Genomic DNA, 21,702 nt, shown 5'->3' on the forward strand with positions numbered 1-21,702 from the left:
CGATGAGTAAGCCACGCGCACCACTCGGGCTCGTATCGAGGGTCTGGGCGTTCATCGAGGAACCGAAGTCGGTCACACTCGTCCAAGCAATCGGGGTCTACACCACCGCAATAATCTTCGGTGCGCTCTCATTCCTGCACCCGCCACGCACTACCTCAGTGATCCTCGGTGATTTCACCGTCACCAGTATCTCCTCGCTGATGATCTTCGCCGGGGTCATCGGTGTGGTCACAAGCATCACCGGCTGGTGGTGGGTCGAAAGACCCCTGGCAGTCGGGTTCCTATTCGTCGCCGGATGCATCTACCTCTATAGCATCGTCGAGGCCCAAGTCCTCAGCGACGGGAACCGGTGGCTACAGCTGGGATTCGTGATCATCGCCCTCGGAGGGCTCGCCGCAAGGTGGCTGAGAATCCGGAAAGCGAACTACGACCCCGTGACCTAGGAGGGCTCTCATGGGGGACGAGAATCCTCTGATCTACCTACTCGGCGGCGGATCACTCTCACTACTGCTGACCGCGTTCATCAAAGGCGCGTGGGACTGGCTCAAAGGCCGACACGAGCGAGAAAGAGCCCAGGCTAAGGACCGCCGTGACACCATCGCCACCTTGAAGCAGGAGGTCCGGGACGCTGAGGCTGAGGCCGATGAGGTTCGGGCAGAGTCCATCCGCCACCAGCGCCGAACTGCACTGTACTGGGAGTACGCCTACCGACTGAGACAGCACACGATTGTCACCTACCAGGCTGACCCGGACAGCCTGCCGCCCTGGCCTGAAGGCCACTGACCACACCAACTGACCCCCGCTCCATATGGACGGGGGTTTTCTCATGTCCCTGAAGGAGGAGCCTATGGGTAAGCACATGGTCCATGACGACATCCCTATCGAGCTTGACGACGACGTAGATGTGTCGCTGCTCGACGCGGACCCGGACGACAAGGACAGCGGCCTGGACCTGGAGAAGGTCTACGCCGAGGAGCTGGCTGAAGCAGAGGAGGTGGAGGCATGAGCACGATCATCTCCCGCGCCTCCTGGGGCGCACGGTTCCAGGACGGATACGGCAACCGACCCGTGGGCCGACTGTCCGTCTACGGGCACCACAGTGTGACCGGACACTCCGGCCCGAAGGCGACCTTCGCCCAGGACTGTGCCGCGGTGCGCACCGTGGAGCAGGTCGGCCAGAGCATCTACCGGGTCGGCATGTCCTACACCTTCCTGATCCCGCCCTCGGGTCGGATCTTCCAGGGCGTGAGTATCGGTCGGGTCTCTGCTCACACGATCAATCGGAATACCGGCGGAGTGGGCATCTGCTTCATCGGCAACTACGAGCGGGAGCAGCTGACTGCGGCGCAGGTCGCGGCGGCGGCATGGCTTCTGGACTACGGCCGGAAGCAGGGCTGGTGGACCACCGACCGATTCACCGCGCTGCACCGCGATGTCTTCGCCACGGCCTGCTCCGGCAAGAACTCCGTCAGCCCGCTCCGCGCTGTCCGGGCCGACAGCGGCGCAACCCCGGCCACCACCAAGCCGAAGAACAACCTGACCGGTTTCCTCCGCGCCACCCGCGACACCGAGCTGCGCAGCGGCCCACTGTCCACGCACAAGAAAGTCCGGGACGTGAAGCAGGGTGAGCTGCTGATCGGGTCCGGCCAGGACTCCCGGTGGTGGACCGGCGTCGGTGACCTGTGGGTGCCGAAATCCGCGGTCGAGAAGCGCAAGTACGGCGGGTCCACTGACGTCCTGCATCACGGACAGTGGCCCGACCGAGACCTCCCGCTGACCTCTGACAGGTCCCGCGAGTTCTTCCTCGCCTGGGAGGACCTTCTGCGCCGCACCGGCGACTGGAGCGACCGGGACGGCAGCGTACACGCGGCCATCAAACGCTGGCTACGCGGTGCCTGGAACCCCTCTGCGAAGTCCGGCAAGGGATACGGCGTCGGCTGGGGCAAGAAGCAGACCGGCAAGTACGGGCGCGGCCTCAAGCGCGCACTCCGGGACCGAGGATTCTTCTCCGGTGACGTGACCAACGGCGCATGGACCGACGAACTGACGAAGGCAGAGAAGGCTTTCCTCAACGACCAGCGAAGGCATCTGGCACCCCAGCCGCCCAGCGCACACTCCAAGACACGTGGATACGACGGAAAGGTCTACTGATCATGGGACACATCATCAAGAGCGATAAGACCCGTAAGTACATCTACGGTGTCATCTCTGCGGCTATCCCTGTGGCTGTTGTGCTGGGCTTCCTGACAGAGGAGCAGGCTGTCACAGTCGGGGGCGCTATCCTCGGTCTCGCATCAGCAGTCCTCGCACTCCCGAACACTCCGTCCGATAAGCTCAAGCAACAAGGCACAGAGCAAGACATGAGCTAACACACAGAAGCGCCCCCTGAGACTAGGTGATCCTAGTTTCAGGGGGCGCTTTTTCTGTGTCTAGCTGGCTTCCAACTGCGATGGGGGAGTGGAGGCGGCAGGGATCTGAGCGGATAGAAGCGCCGACGCTGCCGACTGGCGCGCAGGTGTCATGTGTGTGTACACGGCGTCAGTGAACGACAGCGAGGAGTGCCCCAGTCGTCGGGACACCTCGTGCATCGGGAAGCCGAGCGCGAGGAGGTTGGAGGCGTGGGAATGCCGGAGTGAATGCACAGTGGGCGACTTTGTGAATCCAGCGTCTTTGGCTCGCTGCATCGCTGGCTTCCACATGCACTTGTACAGGGCAACCGACGTGTGAGGCTTCGGCACCTTGAACACCTGTTCTCCGTGCGCTGCTGCCCGAATGAGCGGCCACACGTGGCCCATTGTGGCTTCGTCCACATCGATGCGGCGGCGTGATCGGGTTGTCTTTGGTTCCCCGATGATGGCCGTCTTCCCGTCCGCGTCGTGCTTCACCGCCTTGTTCACAGTGACGTATGTGACCCCATCCGCGACGGTGAAGTCCTCCGGGGTGAGTGCCAGCATCTCACCGGCACGCATGCCTGTGAAGAACAGGAAGAGCGCGTGAGGCTGGTACTTCTGGGGAACGTGGGGAAGGAGCGCGTAGAACTCCTCCACGGTGAGGAACTTGTCACGCTCGCTGGTGATGCCCTTGCGTGGGAGTCGGGTGTCTGCCGCCGGGTTGGTCTTGATGTGGCCGCGCTTGATGGCGAACTGGAGCACGCTATACAGGAAGCCGTGGCTATTCTTGATGGTCTTCGGGCTGTACCCGGAACGTGAGACCACCTCGCCAGTGCGCTGGCTGATCGTCTGCTTGCCTTCCCGTTGCATCCAGGACACCCAGCGCGCCACGTCGTCTTCTGTGATGGTGTCTACGGGTACATCCAGCGGGTGCAGGTGCAGACGGAGTGTCTGCCTGTAGGTGCGGAGCGTGAATGGTGCTACGTCGATGAGGCGGCTCATGTGGAGCTCTGCTACTTCGGAGAGTAGCGGCGCGGCTGAGGCTGACTTGAGGAGCGCTCGCTCTGCCGCGTCCTGGTCGCCATCGGTCTGCTCGATCAGGTGCTTCCAGTTTTCCGCGGCCTGCTGAGACTTGAAGCTTGCTGACTTTCGCTGACCCTTGTGTACCCAAATGACCCTGTAAGAGGTTGCGCGCTTACCTGGGCGCGCTTCAATGCTTGCCATAGGGCCATTGTACCGCCGCTTTGGGGAACAGAACCGATTTTTTGGGGAACGGCTTCGAGCTGGTGGCTCTGCATCCCTGTCATTCCGGGCTTCGGAGTGGAGCCTCCAACCGGATTTGAACCGGTGACCTTTCCATTACGAGTGGAATGCTCTACCAGCTGAGCTATGGAGGCCTGCGCGCTGCGAAGCGCGCGAGTCATCACTTTACTCGGGCGGCTCAGACTGGTCAAAGCGTTGCGGAACCACCATCACCGGGCCGTCGGCCTTGAGCAGCAGGCCGCGGGACACCGAGCCCAGCAGCGTGCTGGCGATCCCTCCACGGCCGCGAGTCCCCACCACGGTGAGCTGGGACTTCGGCGTCTCAGCCACCAGGGCCTCGGCCGCAGAGCCTTCCACCACGTCCTGCTCGAGCCTCAGCTGCGGGAAGTGCTCCAGCAGTCTGCTGCTTTCGTCACGGAGGCGCTTCTGCAGCTGCTTGCGATGACGCTGGGTGAATTCGGGATCGCGCGGGGCCAGTTCCGGGTACCAGATCAACGCAGCATCCAGCGGCGGCATGGCCAGGATCACGCGCAGCACCGTGCCACGTCCCACGGCTGCCTCTGCTGCTGCCCAGGCCGCAGCGCGGCTGTGCGGTGAACCGTCGACGCCTACTGTGACCGGCCGGGGATCTTCGGACGGGGAGAACAGCGTCTGTCCGCTGTGGGCCTGCGGGTCATAGCTGGCGGGGACGACCACGCAGGGACATTCGGTGTGGGCCGGAACCGATGAGGCCACCGAACCCAGCATCATCCCGATGAAGCCGCCGCGACCGCGGCTGCCGACCACGACGAAGGAAGCCTGGGTGGAGAGCCCGATGAGCACTCCGGCGGCATCGCCGTACTCGATCCGGAAGCTCACCTCTCCCGGATAGTCGACCAGGTAGCGGCGGGCCTCGTCGATGATGTCCTCTGCTCCCTGGCGGGCCAGCGAGTCACCGGTGAGATCAGTGGTGGGGTCGCTGTAGCCCGAGATCGCCGCGGGAACGGTGTAGGCGGTGATGACAGTCAGTGGAAGTCCGCGGCGCTGAGCGGCGCGTGCGGCCCAGTGCAGGGCGCGGGTGGCCTGCTGGGAGCCGTCGAAACCGAGGATCACGCCGAGCGGGTGGACGGTGTTCTGAACTTCGTCGTTCATCAGAGCCTCCTGGATCAGTTCCGACGGCCTCAGTGCCGCCGGGGCACCAGTCTACTCTCGACCATCAGGACGCTGCAGGCCCTGTCTGAGGCTCAGGAGGCCGGCGCGGGGCACTCCTGGCGGCCTTCGAAGAGCTCGCCCTCGAGCAGGTAGCCCTCGACGAGGTCGGTCACGCACTCGGCTCCGGGCCGGTAGGCCAGATGGCCCTCGCCTTCGGAGATCAGCAGAGAGGACTCGGGGACCAGTGCGTGCATGTTCTCCGCCCACTGCACCGGAGTGGCCGGGTCGCCGGTGGTGCCGATCATGAGCATCTCACCGGCCTGCTGTGCCTGCTCCGGCTCCCACGGCTCACCGACCGGCTCATGCGGCCATTCGTCGCAGGTCACGCCCGAATGCCCCAGATACGGGCCGAAGGTCGGAGCTGCCTCTGTGAGCTCCTCGACCTCCTGTTCGATGTCCTCCGCATCCGAGGAGACCGGGTAGTCCAGGCACATGATGGCACCGAAGGCCAGCTGGCTCATCCAGTCATAGCTGCCGTCCTGGGCCCGGCCCGCCGACTGGTCCGCCCAGTACTGGAAATGGGAGAAGTGGCCCTGGTCCAGGGCCGCGCTCAGTCCTTCGTTGAGGAACTCCCAGCCCTGCGGGTCATACATCGGCAGGATGAAGCCGCTGACGAACACGCTGATCGTCACGCTGCGCCCATCGGGTGCTTCCCACGGTTCCCGGTGGACCTGCTCGAAGAGGTCCTGGACCGTGCTGATCACCTCGTCGGGCTCTCCGTCCACTGGGCAGTCCTCCTGCTCCACGCACCATTCGGCGTAACCCTGGAGCGCGTCCTCGAAGCCGCGCGCCTGGGCCAGCTCCAGCTCATGGGAGTCGACGGAGGTGTCCATCATGCCGTCCAGGACGAACCGTCCCACCGTCCCCGGATAGTGCTCGGCATAGGTCATGCCCAGCTTGGTCCCGTAGGAGAAGCCCAGATAGTTCAGCTCGTCCTCGCCCAGAGCCGCACGGATGATGTCCATATCCCGGACCGCGGAGACGGTGTCCACATGTTCGAGCACCGGACCGGTGCCCTCTTCGCAGTCTTCGGCGAGCTCGGCGGCCTGTTCGCGAGCCTCCTCCTGGGCCTGCTCCTCATCCAGGTCGTCCTCCTGGACCTGCTCGCGGTAGGCGTCCATCCCCTCATCGTCCAGGCACTGCACCGGGGCCGAACGGTGGACCCCGCGCGGGTCGAAGCCCACCACGTCATACTCATCGGTCACCGCGTCGGTGAAGGTGCCGTTGAGCTGGTCGGCCACGATGTCATAGCCGGAGGATCCCGGACCGCCAGGATTGGTCAGCAGGTAGTCGGCGTCGTCGTGCTGTGCGGTCTCTGAGCTGATGATCTCGATCTCGATCTGCTCGCCCTCAGGGTCGGAGTAGTCCATGGGCACGGTGACCGAGGCGCAGGCCCGCGAGCCCTCACAGTCCTCCCAGGAGAGCTCCTGGCCGTAGTACTCAGCGAACTCCTCCCGCTCCGCCAGCGGCGTCTCCTCGTCCCCGGAGGACTGGTCGGGCTCGTTCTGAGCTCCGCAGGCGGTCAGCAGCAGGGCGAGCGCGGAGCCTGCGGCCAGCAGGGAACGGGACGAGGAGCGTGTCACGCGGAGCGGCTTCCTTTCACAGAGGCAGACTTCGGGGCAGAGGTGAAGGCCATCATCAGAGCCTCCATCGCCAGCAGCGGCGGGACGTTCTGGGCGATCCGTGTCCGCGCGGTGCTGATGGAGTCCAGGCAGGCCAGCGCGTGCTCGGGGCTGGTGCCCTCGGCGTAGTCGGTGATCTCACGGCGCAGATGCTCATTGATCAGCTCGACGCCGGTCGCCAGCTTCAGGCTCAGCACGTCCCGGTAGACCGCGGTCAGATCGATCAGCGCCCGATCCAGGGAGTCGGCCACAGCACGCTTGGTCCTGCGGGTGTGGTCCTCCTCCAAGCGTTTGAACTGGCTGCGCAGCTTCGGCGGGATCTTCTCCTCCGGGTCCAGACCCAGGGATCGGCGCAGCGCCGCCTGCTCCTGGGCCAAGCGCTGATCGGCATCGGATTCGGCGTCGGCCTGAGTCATCTCCACCAGCTTGCCTGCGGCCTGCACGGCGTCTGAGGAGCTGCGCACGCGCAGCGGCAGGGTGACGATGTCCTCACGGCGGGTCCGTGCCTCCGGGCCCCGAGCCAGCCGCCGAGCCACGCCGATATGGTTCTGCGAGACCCGGGCGGCGAAATGGGCCTGCTGCTGGTTCAGCCCGTCGCGGGCGGCCAGGAGCTCGGCCACCGCGTCAGCCGGTGGGATGCGCAGGCTCACCAGACGACAGCGCGAGCGGATGGTCACCAGCACATCAGCAGGGCTGGGAGCGCACAGGATCCAGATGGTATGCGGCGGCGGCTCCTCGATGGACTTCAGCAGCACATTGGTGGCCCGCTCGGTCATCCGGTCGGCATCCTCGACGACGATCACGCGCCAGCGGGCGTTCTGCGGCCGGTCCTGAGCGGTGGTCACCAGCTCGCGGACGTCCTCGATCCGGTAGGAGACGTTCTCCGTGGAGACCATCTTCACCGAGGGGTGCCCCTCAGCGGCCACCAGGCGGCAGGAGGAGCACTCTCCGCAGCCCGGGGAGTCCCGGCGTTCGCAGTTCAGCGCGGCGGCGAAGGCGCGGGCGGCATTGGAGCGTCCGGACCCCGGGGGTCCGGTGAAGAGCCAGGCGTGGGCCGGGGCGCCGCTGCCGGCGGCGCGCCGCAGCTGCTCCACCACAGCGTCCTGGCCGACCAACTCGTCGAAGACCGAGGTCGGCGTCGTCTCTGTCTCAGTCATGCAACAGCTCCTCTGTGCGGGCACGGATCTGGGCCTGCACGGTCTGGGAGTCCTGAGCGGCGTCGACCACCAGGTAGCGGTGGGGCTCGGCAGCGGCACGGTCCAGGAAGGCCGAACGCAGCCGGGCATGGAACTCCTCCCCGGCGGATTCCATCCGGTCGGCCCGGCCGTCGCCGCGGGAGGCCATGCGCTCACGGGCCACCGCCGGATCCAGGTCCAGCACGATGGTCAGGTCCGGCTGGAGACCTCCGATGGCCCATTCGTTGACCTGAGCCACGGCCTCGGTGCCGAGTTCTCGGCCCAGACCCTGATACGCCACAGAGGAGTCCACGTAGCGGTCGGTGAGCACCCAGGCGCCGGCGGCCAGGGCCGGCTCGATGCGCTGGACCACATGGGCTGCGCGGGAGGCGGCGAAGAGCAGCGCCTCAGTCCGCGGGTCGATCTCACCCTGGCCGTGCTCCAGCAGCAGCGAGCGGATCTTCTCTCCGACAGGGGTGCCGCCAGGCTCACGGGTGCGGTCGCAGGAGAGTCCCCGCTCGGTCAGCCAGGCTTCGAGCAGGTCGATCTGAGTGGTCTTTCCTGCGCCGTCCCCGCCTTCGACGGCGAGGAAGCGTCCCCGTGGTGTCTCGTTCACGGAGACCAGCCTACCCACCTGCACCGACCTGGTCCGGGGGCCCGACCCGCCGGACAGACAGAAGCTGCAGGACCGTACCCGTCACAGACGGGCAGATCCTGCAGCTTCGGCACAGTGGGCGGTGTGCCCGGTCTTACTTCTTGCCCTGGTTGGCCACAGCCTCGATGGCGTCTGCAGCGGCCTCCGGGTCCAGATAGGTCCCGCCGGTGGTGACCGGCGCGAAGTTCTCATCCAGCTCGTAGTGCAGCGGGATTCCGGTGGGGATGTTCACCCCGGCGATGTCCTCGTCGCTGATGCCGTCCAGGTACTTCACCAGTGCACGCAGCGAGTTGCCGTGGGCGGCCAGCAGGACGGTCTTGCCGGACTTCAGGTCCGGGATGACCTCGGCCTCCCAGTAGGGCAGGAAGCGCTCGACGACATCCTTGAGGCACTCGGTCTTCGGTGCCGAGTCGCCGAGGTCTGCATAGCGGGGGTCACCTGCCTGGGAGAACTCGTCATCGGCGTCGATCTCCGGGGGCGGGGTGTCGTAGGAGCGGCGCCAGATCATGAACTGGTCGTCTCCGTAGGTCTCGCGGATCTGGGTCTTGTCCTTGCCCTGCAGCGCGCCGTAGTGGCGCTCGTTGAGCCGCCAGTTGCGCTTGACCGGGATCCAGAGGCGGTCGGCGGTCTCCAGGGCCAGGTGCGAGGTGGTGATCGCACGCTGCAACAGAGAGGTGTGGACGACGTCGGGAAGCAGCCCGTTCTCCTTGAGCAGCTCGCCTCCGCGGGCGGCCTCGGCCCGGCCCTTCTCGGTCAGCTGGACATCGACCCAGCCGGTGAACAGGTTCTTCTCGTTCCAGTCGCTCTGTCCGTGGCGGAGCAGGATCAGGTTGTATGCCATCAGTGGTGGGGTCCCTTCGAGACGTGTGCAGGGTGAGAGGTCAGCCGGAGACTTCAGGGTCGACGTCGGCGAGGTAGACCGAGGCCATGCATGCGCCGATCACCGGGAAGAGGAAGCCGAAGGGGCCTCCGATCATGCCGAAGAACGACAGTGCTACGGCACCTCCGGTCATCGCCATCCAGAACCCTTTGGTCCGTTTGAATGCAGCTTCGAAGCGCTGCGCGTTCTTCGGCAGGCATTTGATCAGCGCCACCACCGAGAGTGCGAGGCAGCCGAGGCCGAAAGCCAGGAAGAGCCAGCCTTCGGCGATCGCGACGAAATGCCAGATGGGCGAGGAAGTCATATGTAGATGCTATCCGTTCTCGCGGAGGATGTCGGCGGCTGTGCGCAGCGCGCCGAGCAGGTCGTCGAAGAGGTCCTCGGCGTCCTCGATCCCCACGGAGAGTCGGATCAGCCCCTCCGGTACGGTCTCGGGCTCTCCGGGGTGACGACGACGCCGCTCAGCCAGAGACTCGACGCCGCCCAGGCTGGTGGCGGGGGTCCACAGGCGCAGGTTCTCCAGCACGGCGTCGGCGGCCTGTCTGCTGCCGGTGTCGAGGGTGACGATGGCGCCGAATCCGCCCAGCTGCGCCGAGGCGCGCGCATGCTGGGGATGGCTGGGCAGACCTGGGTAGGAGACTGAGCGCAGCGGCAGCGTGGCCTCAGAGGTCAGGGCCTCCAGCCGTCGGGCCAGGTCGCCGGCGTTCTTCTCGGCGGCATCCAGGCGGATGGCTAGGGTGCGGGCCCCGCGCAGTGCCAGGAAGACCTCCATCGGTCCGGGGATGGTGCCGTGGAGGTTCCGGTGGGCGTGCAGGCGTCGGTGCAGCTCCGGATCTGAGGTGACGGCCGCCCCCATGATGACGTCCGAGTGGCCGGAGAGGAATTTGGTCACCGAGTGGACCACGATGTCGGCGCCGTGCTCGAGCGGCCGCTGGCGCAGCGGGGTGGCGAACGTGTTGTCCACGGCGGTGAGGATGCCGTGGCGCCGGGCCTCGGCGGTCAGGGCGGGGAGGTCGGCGACCTCGAGCATCGGATTGGTGGGGGACTCGATCCAGAGCAGGACCTCCGCCTCCTGACCGCGGGCCAGCGAGGCGACCTCATCCAACGTGGCCCTGACCTGGTCGGTCTCGGCGATGTCCACCCGATGCAGAGTGATCATGCCCTTGTCGGCCATCTGCTGGGCCATCGTGAAGAAGCCCATATAGGAGTGCGTGGGCAGGATGACGTGGCTGCCCAGGGGCAGCAGGTTCAGCACGGCGGAGATGGCCGAGAGTCCGGAGGAGAAGAGCAGAGCCGGCGGGATCTCCGGGGACTGCGGGGCTCCGGCTCTGACGTCGCTGTCGCTTGCTGCGCCGCCGTCGTTGGCTGCGCGGCTGCCGTCGGCCGACGAGCCCGCGCCGGCGAGAGACGAGCGGGTCCCGGCTTCGAGTCCCGCGATCAGCTCCTCCAAGGGCCTGAAGGAGGGGATGCCTTCGCGCGCGTAGACCTGCGGCTGGTCCACGCTGGGGCGGTAGGTGTAGGTGGAGGTGAAGTCCACCGGCGGGTTCACCGGGGAGTTGGGCTCATGGGGCCGGCCGGCGGAGACGACGAAGGTCCGCTCAGTCTGCCGGTGGTGCTGGTTCTCGCTGCTCACACTGCCACCGTACGGGATTCCCGCCGCTCGCTCGCGAATTGCGTACCTCATTCTCGACAATGCCGTCCCCGACTCTCCTATTCGCGACAATCCGGTACGCGATTCGGTCGGTACACGTTTCGGGACGGAGATTCCTCCAGAAACGGCGGATGGGAGTTGCGCCGCGCGCGGGAATCCACAGTTCTTGAAGCGTTCGACAGCAGTCGAATCCTCACGCCCCATGCTCCCTGTATGCGAACTCCTGGCCTCCTTCCGTCAGTCCTGAGAGACGGGCCTTTCACCAGAGCCGAAGCCCTCGCGCTCGGAGTCACTGACAGCCGCTTGCGTGCGAAAGACATCCGCCGTGTGGCCCATGGGACTTACGAGGTGTTGGACCGGCTCGGTCCGGGCAGCAGCGCGGGGGTGTCAGTCGACGCAGGCGACGCGTCGCAGGCCCCTGACCTGGGTATTTTGCGCGCTCTCTGCTCGAGGAGTCCGCAGGTCTGGGTCAGTCACGTCACTGCAGCCCAGCTCTATGAGTTGCCTCTTCCGCCGCGATTCGGTGCGTGGCCCCTGCATCTGAGCGGCTTCGGTCGGTCACATCGGAGCTCGGAAGACCCGCAGATCCGCCTTCATCGGGCACGGCATGCGGCGCCGTTGGCGCATCACGACGGCGTCCGTGTCACCCAAGCGCACTGGGTCTTCGTCGAGATGGCCGCTCTGCTGACGGTGGATGAGCTCGTCGTGCTCGGCGACCGGTTGGTCAGGGAACCGCACCGGGACCTGGAGGTACAGACTGAGCCGATGGCCGGCGTCGGGGATATCCGCGCAGCGGTGCGACGTGGCAGGGGGCGGACCGGCATCGCCCGGGCCCGCCAGGCGGCGGAGATGGTGCGCGTGGGCGCCGACTCGCCGCCGGAGACGCTGATGCGCCTTGCTCTGCTCAGGGCTGGGTTGCCTGAACCGGAGCTGCAGGTCCGGCTGAGGCCGCAGGAGCGCTACTCTCCGGTGAGTGACGCCGGGTATCGGGAGAAGAGAATCGCCCTGCAGTACGAGGGCGCGCACCATTTCGTCCCGGAGCAGCAGGCGAAGGACGAGCGTCGTAATGCCGAATTCCGGGCTGACGGGTGGGACGTGTTGCTCGCAAATCGCACGGACTTCCGAGATGGATTCGCAGCGTTCACCCGACGCGTTCTTCGACTCCACTCCTCTAGATGAGCAGAATTGTGTGCCGCACCAGTGTGAATAGGGGGATTGCGTCCTTCAATCACTTCAATTGGGTACACAATTCGACGCGGCTTCAGCCGCCCGCGCTGCCCGACGTCACTCGCTGTAGCGGGAGTCCCACTCGCCGGTGACCAGGTACTCGACCTTCTTCGCGACGGCGACGCCGTGGTCCCCGAAGCGTTCGAAGAAGCGGCTGGTCAGCACACAGTCGGCCGTCGTCGCCGCCGAGGCGTCCCACTCATCGGTGGCGATCACGGTGAAGATCCCGGCGTGGAGCTCGTTGATCTGCTCATTGAGCGACATGATCTTCTCCACCAGATCCATCTCGCGAGTCTCCAGCAGCTTCGTGACGTGGTCGGCCACGGCGAAGGAGTGCTTGGCCATCTGCTCGTAGGTGGAGTGGAGCTGAGCCGGGGCGACCTGGTCCGGGTAGCGCAGCCGTACCAGCTGTGCGATGTGCCGGGCCAGGTCGCCCATGCGCTCCAGGGAGGTGCTCATTCGGAGTGCGCCCACGATCACGCGCAGGTCCGAGGCCACCGGTCCCTGGAGTGCGAGCAGGTCGATCGCCTTCTCGTCCAGCTCGACCTGCAGTCTGTCGATCTGCGTGTCAGCGGCGATGACTTCCTCAGCCAGCTGCACGTCAGCGCTCTCGAAGGACACATACGCCCGGTCCATGGCAGTGGACACCAAAGAGGAGATCTCGATCAGCTGTTCGCCGAGGTTCTGCAGATCTGCTTGGAAGAGCTTGCGCACGTGAACGGGGTCCTTTCGTTGAGCATCATGGGCCGGTGCCCGACTGGGGCTGCTCCCCATCGGGACAGTCTGCTCCCCGCGGGTGAACGCTCCGGATCACAGCAGTCGACGCTCAGGTGAACGTCAGTTGAACGCCTGGCATCGTGTCCGGCTCAGGGCGACGCGCATATGAACGCATGCATAAGCTGTAGGGGTGGACCCCTTGATCATCGCGACCATCTCCGGCGTCGTCGGCCTCGCACTCGGCGTCGTCGGGATGCACGCCTTCCGGGTCAGCGAACGGCAGCGCGCCGCGGGCATCGATGTGGACGAGCCTACGATGCCGGAGGGCGCCACCGAAGTCCTGGCCTCGCTGGGACTGGCCTATATCGTGGTGGACACCGTGGACGGCGTCGTGCGCGCCAATCCCTCGGCCTACGCCTTCGGCCTGGTCCGTGGTCACACGGTGGTGCATCAGGAGCTGCTGAACCTGACTGCCAGGGTCCGCGCCGACGGCGTCATCATCGACCAGGAATATGAGCTCCCGCGCGGCCTGCGCGGGGAGATGTCCATCGTGGTCCACCTGAGGGTGGCCCCGCTGGGCGACGAATACATCCTGATCCTGGCCGACGATCGCACCGAGTTCTCGCGGATCGAGGCGGTCCGCAATGACTTCGTCGCCAACGTCTCCCACGAGCTGAAGACCCCGGTCGGCGCGATCAGTCTGCTCACCGAGACCATCGAGGACGCGGCCGACGACCCCGAGGCCGTCACCCGCTTTTCGCAGCGCCTCCACAAAGAGTCCCGTCGCCTGGCGGCCCTGGTCCAGGACATCATCGAGCTCTCCCGCGTCCAGGGCAAGAACATCGTCCACCAGGGCACTCCGGTGGATCTCCACGAGGTCCTCTCCGAGGCTGCGGACCGCTCCCGGCTGCCCGCGGAGTCGAAGAACATCGAGATCCGCCTCGGCGGGTCTCTGCCCCGACGGGTCCACGGCGACGGCGACCAGCTGATGATGGCCTTTCGGAACCTCATCGACAACGCCGTACGCTATTCACCGGAGAACACCCGGGTGGGGATCGGGCTGTCCTCTCGGGATGGGATCGCCCAGGTGACCATCACCGACCAGGGGATCGGGATCGCCCAGGAGGACCAGGAGCGGATCTTCGAACGCTTCTACCGGGTGGACACTGCTCGCTCTCGCCAGACCGGCGGGACAGGGCTGGGCCTGAGCATCGTCAAACACGTGATCAGCAACCACGGCGGTGAGGTCTCCCTCTGGTCCCAGCAGGGCAGGGGGTCCACCTTCACCGTCCGTCTGCCGGAGCTCGACGAGTCCATGGACAGCGTGGACCTGCCCAGCAGCTCACGGACGGAGCCGGAGGGGCAGCCGTCCGATCAGAACCCGCAGCGGCACGCTGCATCGGAGACACCGCACCGCACACCAGCACCTGACAGCCCAGGATCTGATCCAGCAGGAGGAAAAGAGTGACCAGGATTCTCATCGTCGAAGACGAGGCCTCATTCTCAGAGGCTCTCGCGTACACCCTTGAGAAGGAGGGGTACGACGTCACTGTGGCCGAAGATGGAGTCTCCGCAGTCGATGTCTTCGACCAGGAGGGCGCCGACCTGGTCCTCCTGGACCTGATGCTCCCGGGACAGCCGGGCACTGAGGTCTGCCGGCAGATCCGGCAGCGCTCGCAGGTCCCGGTGATCATGCTGACCGCCAAAGATTCTGAGATCGACAAGGTGGTCGGGCTGGAGCTCGGAGCCGACGACTACGTGACCAAGCCGTATTCCTCGCGCGAGCTGCTGGCCCGGGTCCGCGCCGTGCTGCGCCGTCACGTGGACACCGACATCGACGAGGGCTCGATGGTCTCTGCCGGGCCTGTCCGGATGGACGTGGAGCGTCACACGGTGGAGGTCGGGGGAGAGGCCGCCTCCCTGCCGCTGAAAGAGTTCGAACTGCTGGAGATGCTGCTGCGCAACGCCGGCCGTGTGCTCACCCGTGGACAGCTCATCGACCGCGTCTGGGGCTCGGACTATGTGGGGGACACCAAGACTCTCGACGTCCATGTGAAGCGGCTGCGGGCCAAGCTGGAGCCGGACCCCTCCAACCCTCGCTACCTGATCACCGTCCGCGGCCTGGGCTATAAGTTCGAGGCATGACCTGCGGGAGGCAGGCAGCTGCGCCGACTTCGGAGATTCCCGGCACCGCAGAGCGCGTTAGACTGGACCCTGGTCAGATCCGGTCTTGAGGTCAGGAGTGTGTATGAGCACCACAGAGAACAGCCAGCCGATCCGCCGAGCTCTGATCTCCGTCTATGACAAGACCGGTCTGGATGACCTTGCCAAGGGTCTGCACAGCGCCGGCGTCGAGCTGGTCTCCACCGGCTCCACCGCCAAGCGGATCGCCGCGGCCGGCGTCCCGGTCACGGAGGTCTCAGAGGTCACCGGTTTCCAGGAGTGCCTGGACGGTCGGGTCAAGACCCTGCATCCTCGCGTGCATGCCGGCATCCTGGCCGACCGCCGCCGTGAGGATCACCGGGAGCAGCTCGACGAGCTGGAGATCCAGCCCTTCGACCTGGTGATCGTGAACCTCTACCCCTTCGCCGACACGGTGGCCTCGGGAGCATCCGAGGACCAGATCGTCGAGCAGATCGACATCGGCGGGCCCTCCATGGTCCGTGCCGCTGCGAAGAACCACGCCTCAGTGGCCGTGGTCGTGGACCCGCTGCGCTACGGAGAGGTCCTCGCGGCCGCACAGGACGGCGGCTTCACCCTGCAGGCCCGCAAGCGTCTGGCCGCCCTGGCCTTCGCCCACACCGCCGCCTATGACACGGCCGTGGCCCGCTGGACCTCGCAGCAGTTCGACGACGACTTCGACGCCTCCAGCCTCCCCGCCTCCCCGTTGGGGACCGATGACAAGAAGCTGCAGTTCCCGCCCTATGCCGGTCTGGCGCTGGAGCGGGTCACCGGCCTGCGCTACGGAGAGAACTCCCACCAGCCGGCCGCGCTCTACGCCGAGACCCAGGGCCGGCCCGGCCTGGCTCAGGCGGAGACGCTGCACGGCAAGGCGATGAGCTACAACAACTACGTCGACGCCGACGCGGCGGTCCGCACCGCCTTCGACTTCTCTGAGCCGGCGGTGGCGATCATCAAACACGCCAACCCCTGCGGTGTTGCCACGGCGTCCACTGTGGCAGAGGCTCACCAGAAGGCGCACGCCTGCGATCCGCTCTCTGCCTTCGGCGGCGTCATCGCCGCGAACCGTCCGGTGACCCGGGAGATGGCCGAGACCGTCTCCGGGATCTTCACCGAAGTGGTCGTGGCCCCGGACTTCGAGGATGAGGCGCTGGAGATCCTCTCCCGCAAGAAGAACATCCGTCTGCTGAAGCTGGCCGAGGGGCACAGCCGCGAACGCGTGGAGTACAAGCAGATCTCCGGTGGCATGCTGCTGCAGGCCTCCGACGCTCTGGACGCCGACGGCGACCACCCGGAGAACTGGAAGCTAGCCGCCGGCCCGGCCGCCGATGAGCAGACTCTGGCCGATCTGGCCTTCGCCTGGCGCGCCGTGCGGTCGGTGAAGTCCAACGCGATCCTGTTGGCCGATCAGGAGGCCACGGTGGGCATCGGCATGGGACAGGTCAACCGCTTGGACTCCTGCCGTCTGGCCGTGCAGCGGGCCAACACGCTGGCCGGCGACGGCGTGGACCGTGCTCGCGGCTCCGTGGCGGCATCGGATGCCTTCTTCCCCTTCGCCGACGGGCTCCAGAGCCTGATCGCCGCCGGAGTGCGCGCCGTGGTGCAGCCTGGCGGATCTCAGCGTGATGAGGAGGTCGTCGCCGCCGCTGAGGAGGCTGGCCTGACCATGTATCTGACCGGGGCCCGTCACTTCTTCCACTGAGAGACATTCTCCAGCTGCCCGCAGCGGCCGGGCTGAGACAGGGGCGCAGGAGTCCTCCAGAGAGCGAGCGTGAGATGAGTCGATCCAGTACCTAGCCCCTCGGCGCAGACCTGCTTGGGTCATGGCGCCGGTGGGGCATGCCGTGACCACTAGCAGACCTCTGAAGCTGATGAAGGAGGCACTGTTCGATGACCGAACAGCTCGATGACCTGGAGGACATGATCCGTGGCGAGCGGCTGCGCGATCTGCGTACGTCGCTGGATGCCCTGAGCACAGGCGCCGTCGTCGATTTTCTGGAGCGCCTCGGCGTCAAAGACCGTGCGGTGACCTTCCGTCTGCTGCCCAAAGACACCGCTGTCGAAGTCCTGGACATGCTGGACCAGTCCCTGCAGCGCGAGATCATCGAGGGGCTCAAAGACCTCGACGTCGCGCACTTCTTCGAATCCCTGGACCCGGACGACCGTGTCCGTCTGATGGACGAGATGCCGGCGTCGGTGGCGCGGAAGATGATGCGTCATCTGGATCCGCGCGAGCGCAGCCTGACCAACATCGTGCTGGGCTATCCGGAAGGAACCATCGGGCGCCAGATGTCCCCGGAGTTCGTGGCGCTGCCCGAACGCTGGACCGTCTCCCAAGCGATGGAGAAGATCCGCCGCTCCGGTCAGGACGCAGAGACCCTCTACACGCTTCCCGTGGTGGACCGTGCTCGGCTGCTCAAAGGGGTGGTCTCACTGCGCGAGCTGGTCTCCTCTGATGATGACGTCCTCATCGAAGAGCTCATGGCGGAGGCCGACTCGGTCGACGCCGACCACGACGCTGAGGACGCCGCGCGCCTGTGTGCCGATCGTAAGCACCTGGCCATGCCGGTGACCGATAAGGAGCACCGGGTCGTCGGCATCTTCACCGTGGATGACGCGCTGGACATCTTGGAACGGGCAGAGACCGAGGATGCGGCCCGTCACGGTGGTGCTGAGCCGCTGAACCGTCCCTACCTCTCCACTCCGGTGCTGCACCTGATGCGGCTGCGCGTGGTCTGGCTGCTGGTCCTCGCCGTGGGTGCCACGCTGACGGTGACCGTGCTGGACCGGTTCGAAGACACGTTGGGCTCCGTAGTGGTGCTGGCGCTGTTCGTGCCGCTGCTGATCGGAACCGGCGGCAATGTCGGCAACCAGGCGGCCACCACCATCACTCGGGCGTTGGCCTTGGGGGACGTCGCCACCAGAGACGTGTTCAGAGTCCTCTGGCGAGAATTCCGTGTGGGCGTGACCCTGGGAGGGTCGCTCGGCGTGCTCGCGGTGATCCTGGTGGGACTGATCTATGGCTGGGACGTCGGCGCCGTCATCGGGCTGACGATGCTCACCCTGTGCTCCCTGGCGGCCTCAGTGGGCGGTCTGATGCCGCTGTTGGCCAAGAAGCTCGGCTTCGACCCGGCGGTCTTCGCGAACCCCTTCATCGCCACGTTCGTCGATGCCACCGGTCTGGTCATCTACTTCCTGATCGCCCAGACCATCCTGGGCATCTGAGCCGCCCTGGCCCTTCCCTGGCCCTGCGCGGGGACGCGGCGGTGCGCCGGCCGAGTCTGAGTCCGGGACCGGTCGTCACCGGGCGGTGGGCGCCGTCGTCGTCGGGTAGATTGATACGCGGACATTTGAGACCTGGATGACAGAATCCGCAACGACCTCGAGGGAGATGCTGCCCATGGCAAAGATCATCTACACCCACACCGACGAAGCCCCGATGCTGGCCACCTACTCCTTCAAGCCCATCGTCGAGGCCTTCGCGTCGACTGCAGGGGTGGAGGTGGAGTCCCGCGACATCTCGCTGGCCGGCCGCATCGTCTCCCAGTTCCCCGACTACGTCGGTGAGGACAAGGCTGAGGAGGATGCCCTGGCTGAGCTGGGCCAGCTGGCCAAGGACCCCGAGGCCAACATCATCAAGCTGCCGAACATCTCCGCCTCGGTGCCGCAGCTCAAGGCCGCCATCGCGGAGCTGCAGTCCCAGGGCTATGCTCTGCCGGACTACCCGGAGTCCCCGGAGACCGATGAGGAGCGCGACATCCGCGCCCGCTACGACAAGGTCAAGGGCTCCGCAGTGAACCCCGTGCTGCGCGAGGGCAACTCGGACCGCCGCGCGCCTGCCTCGGTGAAGAACTTCGTGCGTTCCAACCCGCACCGCATGGGCGAGTGGAGCGCGGACTCCAAGACCGACGTGGCCACCATGGGCGAGAACGACTTCGCCTCCAACGAGCAGTCGGTGGTCCTCGAGGCAGAGGACACCCTGACCATCCAGCTGGTCACCGAGGCCGGCGAGACCAAGGTCCTCAAGGAGGGCCTGAAGGTCCAGGCCGGAGAGGTCGTCGACGGCACCTTCATGTCCGCTAAGGCCCTGGATGCCTTCCTGGCTGAGGCAGTCCAGGAGGCCAAGGACCGCGGCGTGCTCTTCTCGGCCCACCTGAAGGCCACCATGATGAAGGTCTCCGACCCGATCATCTTCGGCCACATCGTCAAGGCCTTCTTCCCGAGCCTCTTCGAGAAGTACGGCGAGGCACTGGCAGAGGCCGGCCTCTCGGCCAACGACGGCCTGGCCTCCATCCTGGCCGGCGCCGAGGAGCTCGGCGAGGCCGGCGAGGGCATCAAGGCCGAGTACCAGAAGGGCCTGGAGAACGGCCCGGACATGTACATGGTCGATGACTCCAAGGGCATCACCAACCTCCACGTGCCCTCCGATGTCATCGTGGACGCCTCCATGCCGGCGGTCATCCGGAACGGCGGCAAGGGCTGGGGCCCGACCGGCGAGACCGCTGACACTCTGGCTGTCATCCCGGACTCCTCCTACGCTGGGGTGTACCAGGCCGTCATCGATGACTGCCGGGCCAACGGGGCCTTCGATCCCACCACGATGGGTACTGTCCCCAACGTCGGCCTGATGGCGCAGAAGGCCGAGGAGTACGGCTCCCACGACAAGACCTTCGAGATCGCCGAGGCAGGCACCGTCCAGGTGGTCAGCTCCGGCGGAGATGTGCTGATCGAGCACCAGGTCGAGGCCGGCGACATCTGGCGCGCCTGCCAGACCAAGGACGCCCCCATCCAGGACTGGGTGAAGCTGGCCGTCAACCGCGCCCGTGAGACCGGTGCTCCCGCCGTGTTCTGGCTGAACAAGGACCGCGCCCACGACGCCAACCTGATCGCCAAGGTGGAGAAGTACCTGGGTGATCACGACACCGCAGGTCTGGAGATCAAGATCCTGGACCCGGTGGAGGCCACGAAGTACTCGGTGGAGCGTATCCGCCGCGGCGAGGACACCATCTCGGTGACCGGCAACGTGCTGCGCGACTACCTGACCGACCTGTTCCCGATCCTGGAGCTGGGCACCTCGGCGAAGATGCTCTCCATCGTTCCGCTGATGGCCGGCGGCGGCCTCTTCGAGACCGGTGCGGGCGGCTCCGCCCCCAAGCATGTCCAGCAGCTGGCTCAGGAGAACTACCTGCGTTGGGACTCGCTGGGCGAGTTCTTCGCGCTGGTGCCCTCCCTGGAGAAGTACGCCGAGCAGGCCGATGCTCCGCGGGCCAAGGTGCTGGCCTCCGCCCTGGACCGTGCTACGGCCACCTTCCTGATGGAGAACCGCTCCCCGGGGCGCAAGCTGGGCAGCATCGACAACCGTGGTAGCCACTTCTACCTGGCCCAGTACTGGGCCCAGGAGCTGGCACAGCAGACCGAGGACGCGGACCTGGCCGAGGTCTTCGGCCCGGTCGCTGAGGCGCTGACCTCCGGGGAGGAGCAGATCGTCTCTGAGCTCAACGGTGTACAGGGCAGCTCGGTGGATCTGGGCGGCTACTACCGTCCCGACGACGCCAAGGCCTTCGCGGCTATGCGTCCCTCCGAGACCCTGAACTCGGTCATCGACGGCATCAAGGCCTGATCGCCGAACATTCGGACCCTTCAGGGGTCTGACCAGGTCCGATGGAGGCCCGGTGCTCTGCGGAGTGCCGGGCCTCTGTCATGCCCAGGTGTCGTAGGATGTGATGCGGAGTACAGAGCAAGGGAGAGTCAGTGACGCATCGGATACACCTGATGCCGGGCGGCGATGAGGAGCTCATCGCCGGCCTGAAGGACCAGGGAGCGGAGATCGTCGGAGCCGATGAGCGGCCCACCGGCGTCGTCGTGACCAAGATGTTCGCCGAGTTCAATCTCGGTGAGATCCTCGAGGCCAACCCGCAGGTCAGCTGGGTCCAGCTCCCCAGCGCCGGCATCGAGGCCTACAGCCAGGTCATGAGTGAGCATCCTGATCGGACCTGGACCTCGGCCAAGGGCGCCTATGCCAGACCGGTCGGTGAGCACGGTCTGCTGCTGACCCTGGCCGCCCTGCGCATGGTCACGGTGCGGGCTCGGGCCACCAGCTGGGGCGCAGAGGGCGGGATCTCGCTGAACGGGCTGCGCTGCGTGGTCGTCGGCGCCGGGGGCGTGGCGGCGGAGATGGTCCGCCTGTACCGGGCCTTCGATACTCATATCACCGTGGTCCGCCGCACCGAGGCCCTCTTGGAAGGTGCCGATGAGACGGTCACCTTCGACCGTTTGGACGAGGTGCTCGAGGGGGCGGACGTACTCGGACTGGCCGCTGCAGTCACCCCGGCCACTGAGAAGATGATCGGTCGCCGCCAGCTCGACCTGTTGGCCGACGGTGCTGTGCTGGCCAATGTCGGCCGCGGCCGTCTGGTCGACACCGACGCTCTGGTGGAGGCGTTGGAGTCCGGCCGACTGCTCGGTGCAGGACTCGACGTCACCGACCCGGAACCGCTGCCCGAGGGCCACCCGCTCTGGAGCCTGGACAACTGTCTGATCACCCCGCACACCGCGGACACGATGGAGATGGTGGTGCCGCTGCTGCGCAGCCGCATCCTGGAGAACCACCGGCGGCTGCGCGACGGAGAACCACCGATCGGCGTGGCGGACCCGATCAACGGCTACTGAGCCCGTTCCTGAGTCGCAGGTGCCGCGGGGGACCGCGGCCTCCCCGCTGATCGTCCCGGCGTCTCTGGGAGGCGGCTGGGT

21 protein-coding genes and 1 tRNA gene are annotated in these 21,702 nt (G+C 66.3%); 12 read left to right on the forward strand and 10 right to left on the reverse strand.

Annotated features, from left to right (window positions below):
- Positions 1-2: 2 nt before the first annotated feature.
- From JOF45_RS02165 to JOF45_RS02185, 5 genes are all read left to right on the forward strand, one after another.
- The gene (locus JOF45_RS02165) at positions 3-443 is read left to right on the forward strand and encodes a hypothetical protein (RefSeq protein ID WP_210047580.1); all 441 of its coding nucleotides are present in this window, start codon (positions 3-5) and stop codon (positions 441-443) included.
- A gap of 10 nt (positions 444-453) precedes the next feature.
- On the forward strand, positions 454-783 hold the full coding sequence (locus tag JOF45_RS02170) for a hypothetical protein (RefSeq protein WP_210047581.1): 330 nt from the start codon (positions 454-456) through the stop codon (positions 781-783).
- 64 nt (positions 784-847) lie between these two features.
- Complete coding sequence (locus JOF45_RS02175; RefSeq protein ID WP_210047582.1) at positions 848-1,006, forward strand: hypothetical protein; 159 nt, start codon at positions 848-850, stop codon at positions 1,004-1,006.
- Positions 1,003-2,151, forward strand: a complete 1,149-nt coding sequence (locus JOF45_RS02180) for a peptidoglycan recognition protein family protein (protein ID WP_210047583.1) — start codon at positions 1,003-1,005, stop codon at positions 2,149-2,151. Before JOF45_RS02175 ends, JOF45_RS02180 begins: the two co-directional genes overlap by 4 nt.
- 2 nt (positions 2,152-2,153) lie before the next feature.
- Positions 2,154-2,369 carry a hypothetical protein gene (locus tag JOF45_RS02185; RefSeq protein WP_210047584.1) on the forward strand — a complete coding sequence of 72 codons (216 nt, stop codon included), beginning with the start codon at positions 2,154-2,156 and terminating at the stop codon, positions 2,367-2,369.
- A 60-nt stretch (positions 2,370-2,429) separates the two neighbouring features.
- On the opposite strand, the gene JOF45_RS02190 is transcribed toward JOF45_RS02185, so the two are convergent.
- The 9 genes from JOF45_RS02190 to JOF45_RS02230 form a co-directional block, all read right to left on the reverse strand.
- Positions 2,430-3,614, reverse strand: a complete 1,185-nt coding sequence (locus JOF45_RS02190; RefSeq protein WP_210047585.1) for a tyrosine-type recombinase/integrase — start codon at positions 3,612-3,614, stop codon at positions 2,430-2,432.
- A gap of 97 nt (positions 3,615-3,711) precedes the next feature.
- A tRNA-Thr gene (locus JOF45_RS02195) sits at positions 3,712-3,787 on the reverse strand.
- 31 nt (positions 3,788-3,818) lie between these two features.
- The gene (locus JOF45_RS02200) at positions 3,819-4,784 is read right to left on the reverse strand and encodes a universal stress protein (protein ID WP_210047586.1); all 966 of its coding nucleotides are present in this window, start codon (positions 4,782-4,784) and stop codon (positions 3,819-3,821) included.
- A gap of 92 nt (positions 4,785-4,876) precedes the next feature.
- The gene (locus JOF45_RS02205) at positions 4,877-6,427 is read right to left on the reverse strand and encodes an alpha/beta hydrolase (protein WP_210047587.1); all 1,551 of its coding nucleotides are present in this window, start codon (positions 6,425-6,427) and stop codon (positions 4,877-4,879) included.
- Entirely contained in the window at positions 6,424-7,623 is a 1,200-nt protein-coding gene (locus JOF45_RS02210) for a DNA polymerase III subunit delta' (RefSeq protein WP_210047588.1), read from the reverse strand. The genes JOF45_RS02205 and JOF45_RS02210 overlap by 4 nt, the downstream gene beginning before the upstream one ends.
- On the reverse strand, positions 7,616-8,257 hold the full coding sequence (gene tmk, locus JOF45_RS02215; RefSeq protein ID WP_210047589.1) for a dTMP kinase: 642 nt from the start codon (positions 8,255-8,257) through the stop codon (positions 7,616-7,618). Before tmk ends, JOF45_RS02210 begins: the two co-directional genes overlap by 8 nt.
- A 133-nt stretch (positions 8,258-8,390) precedes the next feature.
- Positions 8,391-9,137: a phosphoglyceromutase gene (locus JOF45_RS02220; RefSeq protein WP_210047590.1), complete on the reverse strand. Its 747-nt coding sequence runs from the start codon at positions 9,135-9,137 to the stop codon at positions 8,391-8,393.
- A 40-nt stretch (positions 9,138-9,177) separates the two neighbouring features.
- On the reverse strand, positions 9,178-9,480 hold the full coding sequence (locus JOF45_RS02225; protein ID WP_210047591.1) for a DUF2516 family protein: 303 nt from the start codon (positions 9,478-9,480) through the stop codon (positions 9,178-9,180).
- A gap of 9 nt (positions 9,481-9,489) precedes the next feature.
- Positions 9,490-10,809 carry a trans-sulfuration enzyme family protein gene (locus JOF45_RS02230; RefSeq protein WP_342591367.1) on the reverse strand — a complete coding sequence of 440 codons (1,320 nt, stop codon included), beginning with the start codon at positions 10,807-10,809 and terminating at the stop codon, positions 9,490-9,492.
- A gap of 636 nt (positions 10,810-11,445) precedes the next feature.
- Between JOF45_RS02230 and JOF45_RS02235 the strand changes: the two genes are divergently transcribed.
- Complete coding sequence (locus tag JOF45_RS02235) at positions 11,446-12,006, forward strand: hypothetical protein (RefSeq protein WP_210047593.1); 561 nt, start codon at positions 11,446-11,448, stop codon at positions 12,004-12,006.
- Between the two features lie 105 nt (positions 12,007-12,111).
- Here JOF45_RS02235 and phoU read toward each other — a convergent pair whose 3' ends face one another.
- Positions 12,112-12,768, reverse strand: a complete 657-nt coding sequence (phoU, locus tag JOF45_RS02240) for a phosphate signaling complex protein PhoU (RefSeq protein ID WP_210051238.1) — start codon at positions 12,766-12,768, stop codon at positions 12,112-12,114.
- 202 nt (positions 12,769-12,970) lie between these two features.
- Here phoU and JOF45_RS02245 point away from each other — a divergent pair, with 202 nt between their 5' ends.
- The 6 genes from JOF45_RS02245 (at position 12,971) to JOF45_RS02270 (ending at position 21,621) form a co-directional block, all read left to right on the forward strand.
- On the forward strand, positions 12,971-14,239 hold the full coding sequence (locus JOF45_RS02245) for a sensor histidine kinase (protein ID WP_210051240.1): 1,269 nt from the start codon (positions 12,971-12,973) through the stop codon (positions 14,237-14,239).
- Complete coding sequence (locus JOF45_RS02250; protein WP_210047594.1) at positions 14,236-14,916, forward strand: response regulator; 681 nt, start codon at positions 14,236-14,238, stop codon at positions 14,914-14,916. The genes JOF45_RS02245 and JOF45_RS02250 overlap by 4 nt, the downstream gene beginning before the upstream one ends.
- A gap of 103 nt (positions 14,917-15,019) precedes the next feature.
- Positions 15,020-16,654 (forward strand): bifunctional phosphoribosylaminoimidazolecarboxamide formyltransferase/IMP cyclohydrolase, encoded by a 1,635-nt coding sequence (gene purH, locus JOF45_RS02255; RefSeq protein ID WP_210047595.1) that lies wholly within the window; start codon positions 15,020-15,022, stop codon positions 16,652-16,654.
- 188 nt (positions 16,655-16,842) lie between these two features.
- Positions 16,843-18,177: a magnesium transporter gene (mgtE, locus tag JOF45_RS02260; RefSeq protein WP_210047596.1), complete on the forward strand. Its 1,335-nt coding sequence runs from the start codon at positions 16,843-16,845 to the stop codon at positions 18,175-18,177.
- A 175-nt stretch (positions 18,178-18,352) separates the two neighbouring features.
- Entirely contained in the window at positions 18,353-20,572 is a 2,220-nt protein-coding gene (locus JOF45_RS02265; RefSeq protein ID WP_210047597.1) for an NADP-dependent isocitrate dehydrogenase, read from the forward strand.
- Between the two features lie 131 nt (positions 20,573-20,703).
- Positions 20,704-21,621 (forward strand): NAD(P)-dependent oxidoreductase, encoded by a 918-nt coding sequence (locus tag JOF45_RS02270; RefSeq protein WP_210047598.1) that lies wholly within the window; start codon positions 20,704-20,706, stop codon positions 21,619-21,621.
- Positions 21,622-21,702 lie beyond the last annotated feature (81 nt).

This window comes from Nesterenkonia lacusekhoensis (genome assembly GCF_017876395.1).
Lineage (GTDB): Bacteria > Actinomycetota > Actinomycetes > Actinomycetales > Micrococcaceae > Nesterenkonia > Nesterenkonia lacusekhoensis.

Coding starts and splice junctions, on each gene's coding strand:
- JOF45_RS02220 (WP_210047590.1), bottom strand. CDS start 9,137: ATGGCATACAACCTGATCCTGCTCCGCCACGGACAGAGCGACTGGAAC.
- JOF45_RS02200 (WP_210047586.1), bottom strand. CDS start 4,784: ATGAACGACGAAGTTCAGAACACCGTCCACCCGCTCGGCGTGATCCTC.
- JOF45_RS02185 (WP_210047584.1), top strand. CDS start 2,154: ATGGGACACATCATCAAGAGCGATAAGACCCGTAAGTACATCTACGGT.
- JOF45_RS02210 (WP_210047588.1), bottom strand. CDS start 7,623: ATGACTGAGACAGAGACGACGCCGACCTCGGTCTTCGACGAGTTGGTC.
- JOF45_RS02180 (WP_210047583.1), top strand. CDS start 1,003: ATGAGCACGATCATCTCCCGCGCCTCCTGGGGCGCACGGTTCCAGGAC.
- mgtE (WP_210047596.1), top strand. CDS start 16,843: ATGACCGAACAGCTCGATGACCTGGAGGACATGATCCGTGGCGAGCGG.
- JOF45_RS02165 (WP_210047580.1), top strand. CDS start 3: ATGAGTAAGCCACGCGCACCACTCGGGCTCGTATCGAGGGTCTGGGCG.
- JOF45_RS02175 (WP_210047582.1), top strand. CDS start 848: ATGGGTAAGCACATGGTCCATGACGACATCCCTATCGAGCTTGACGAC.
- purH (WP_210047595.1), top strand. CDS start 15,020: ATGAGCACCACAGAGAACAGCCAGCCGATCCGCCGAGCTCTGATCTCC.
- JOF45_RS02225 (WP_210047591.1), bottom strand. CDS start 9,480: ATGACTTCCTCGCCCATCTGGCATTTCGTCGCGATCGCCGAAGGCTGG.
- JOF45_RS02190 (WP_210047585.1), bottom strand. CDS start 3,614: ATGGCAAGCATTGAAGCGCGCCCAGGTAAGCGCGCAACCTCTTACAGG.
- JOF45_RS02170 (WP_210047581.1), top strand. CDS start 454: ATGGGGGACGAGAATCCTCTGATCTACCTACTCGGCGGCGGATCACTC.
- JOF45_RS02265 (WP_210047597.1), top strand. CDS start 18,353: ATGGCAAAGATCATCTACACCCACACCGACGAAGCCCCGATGCTGGCC.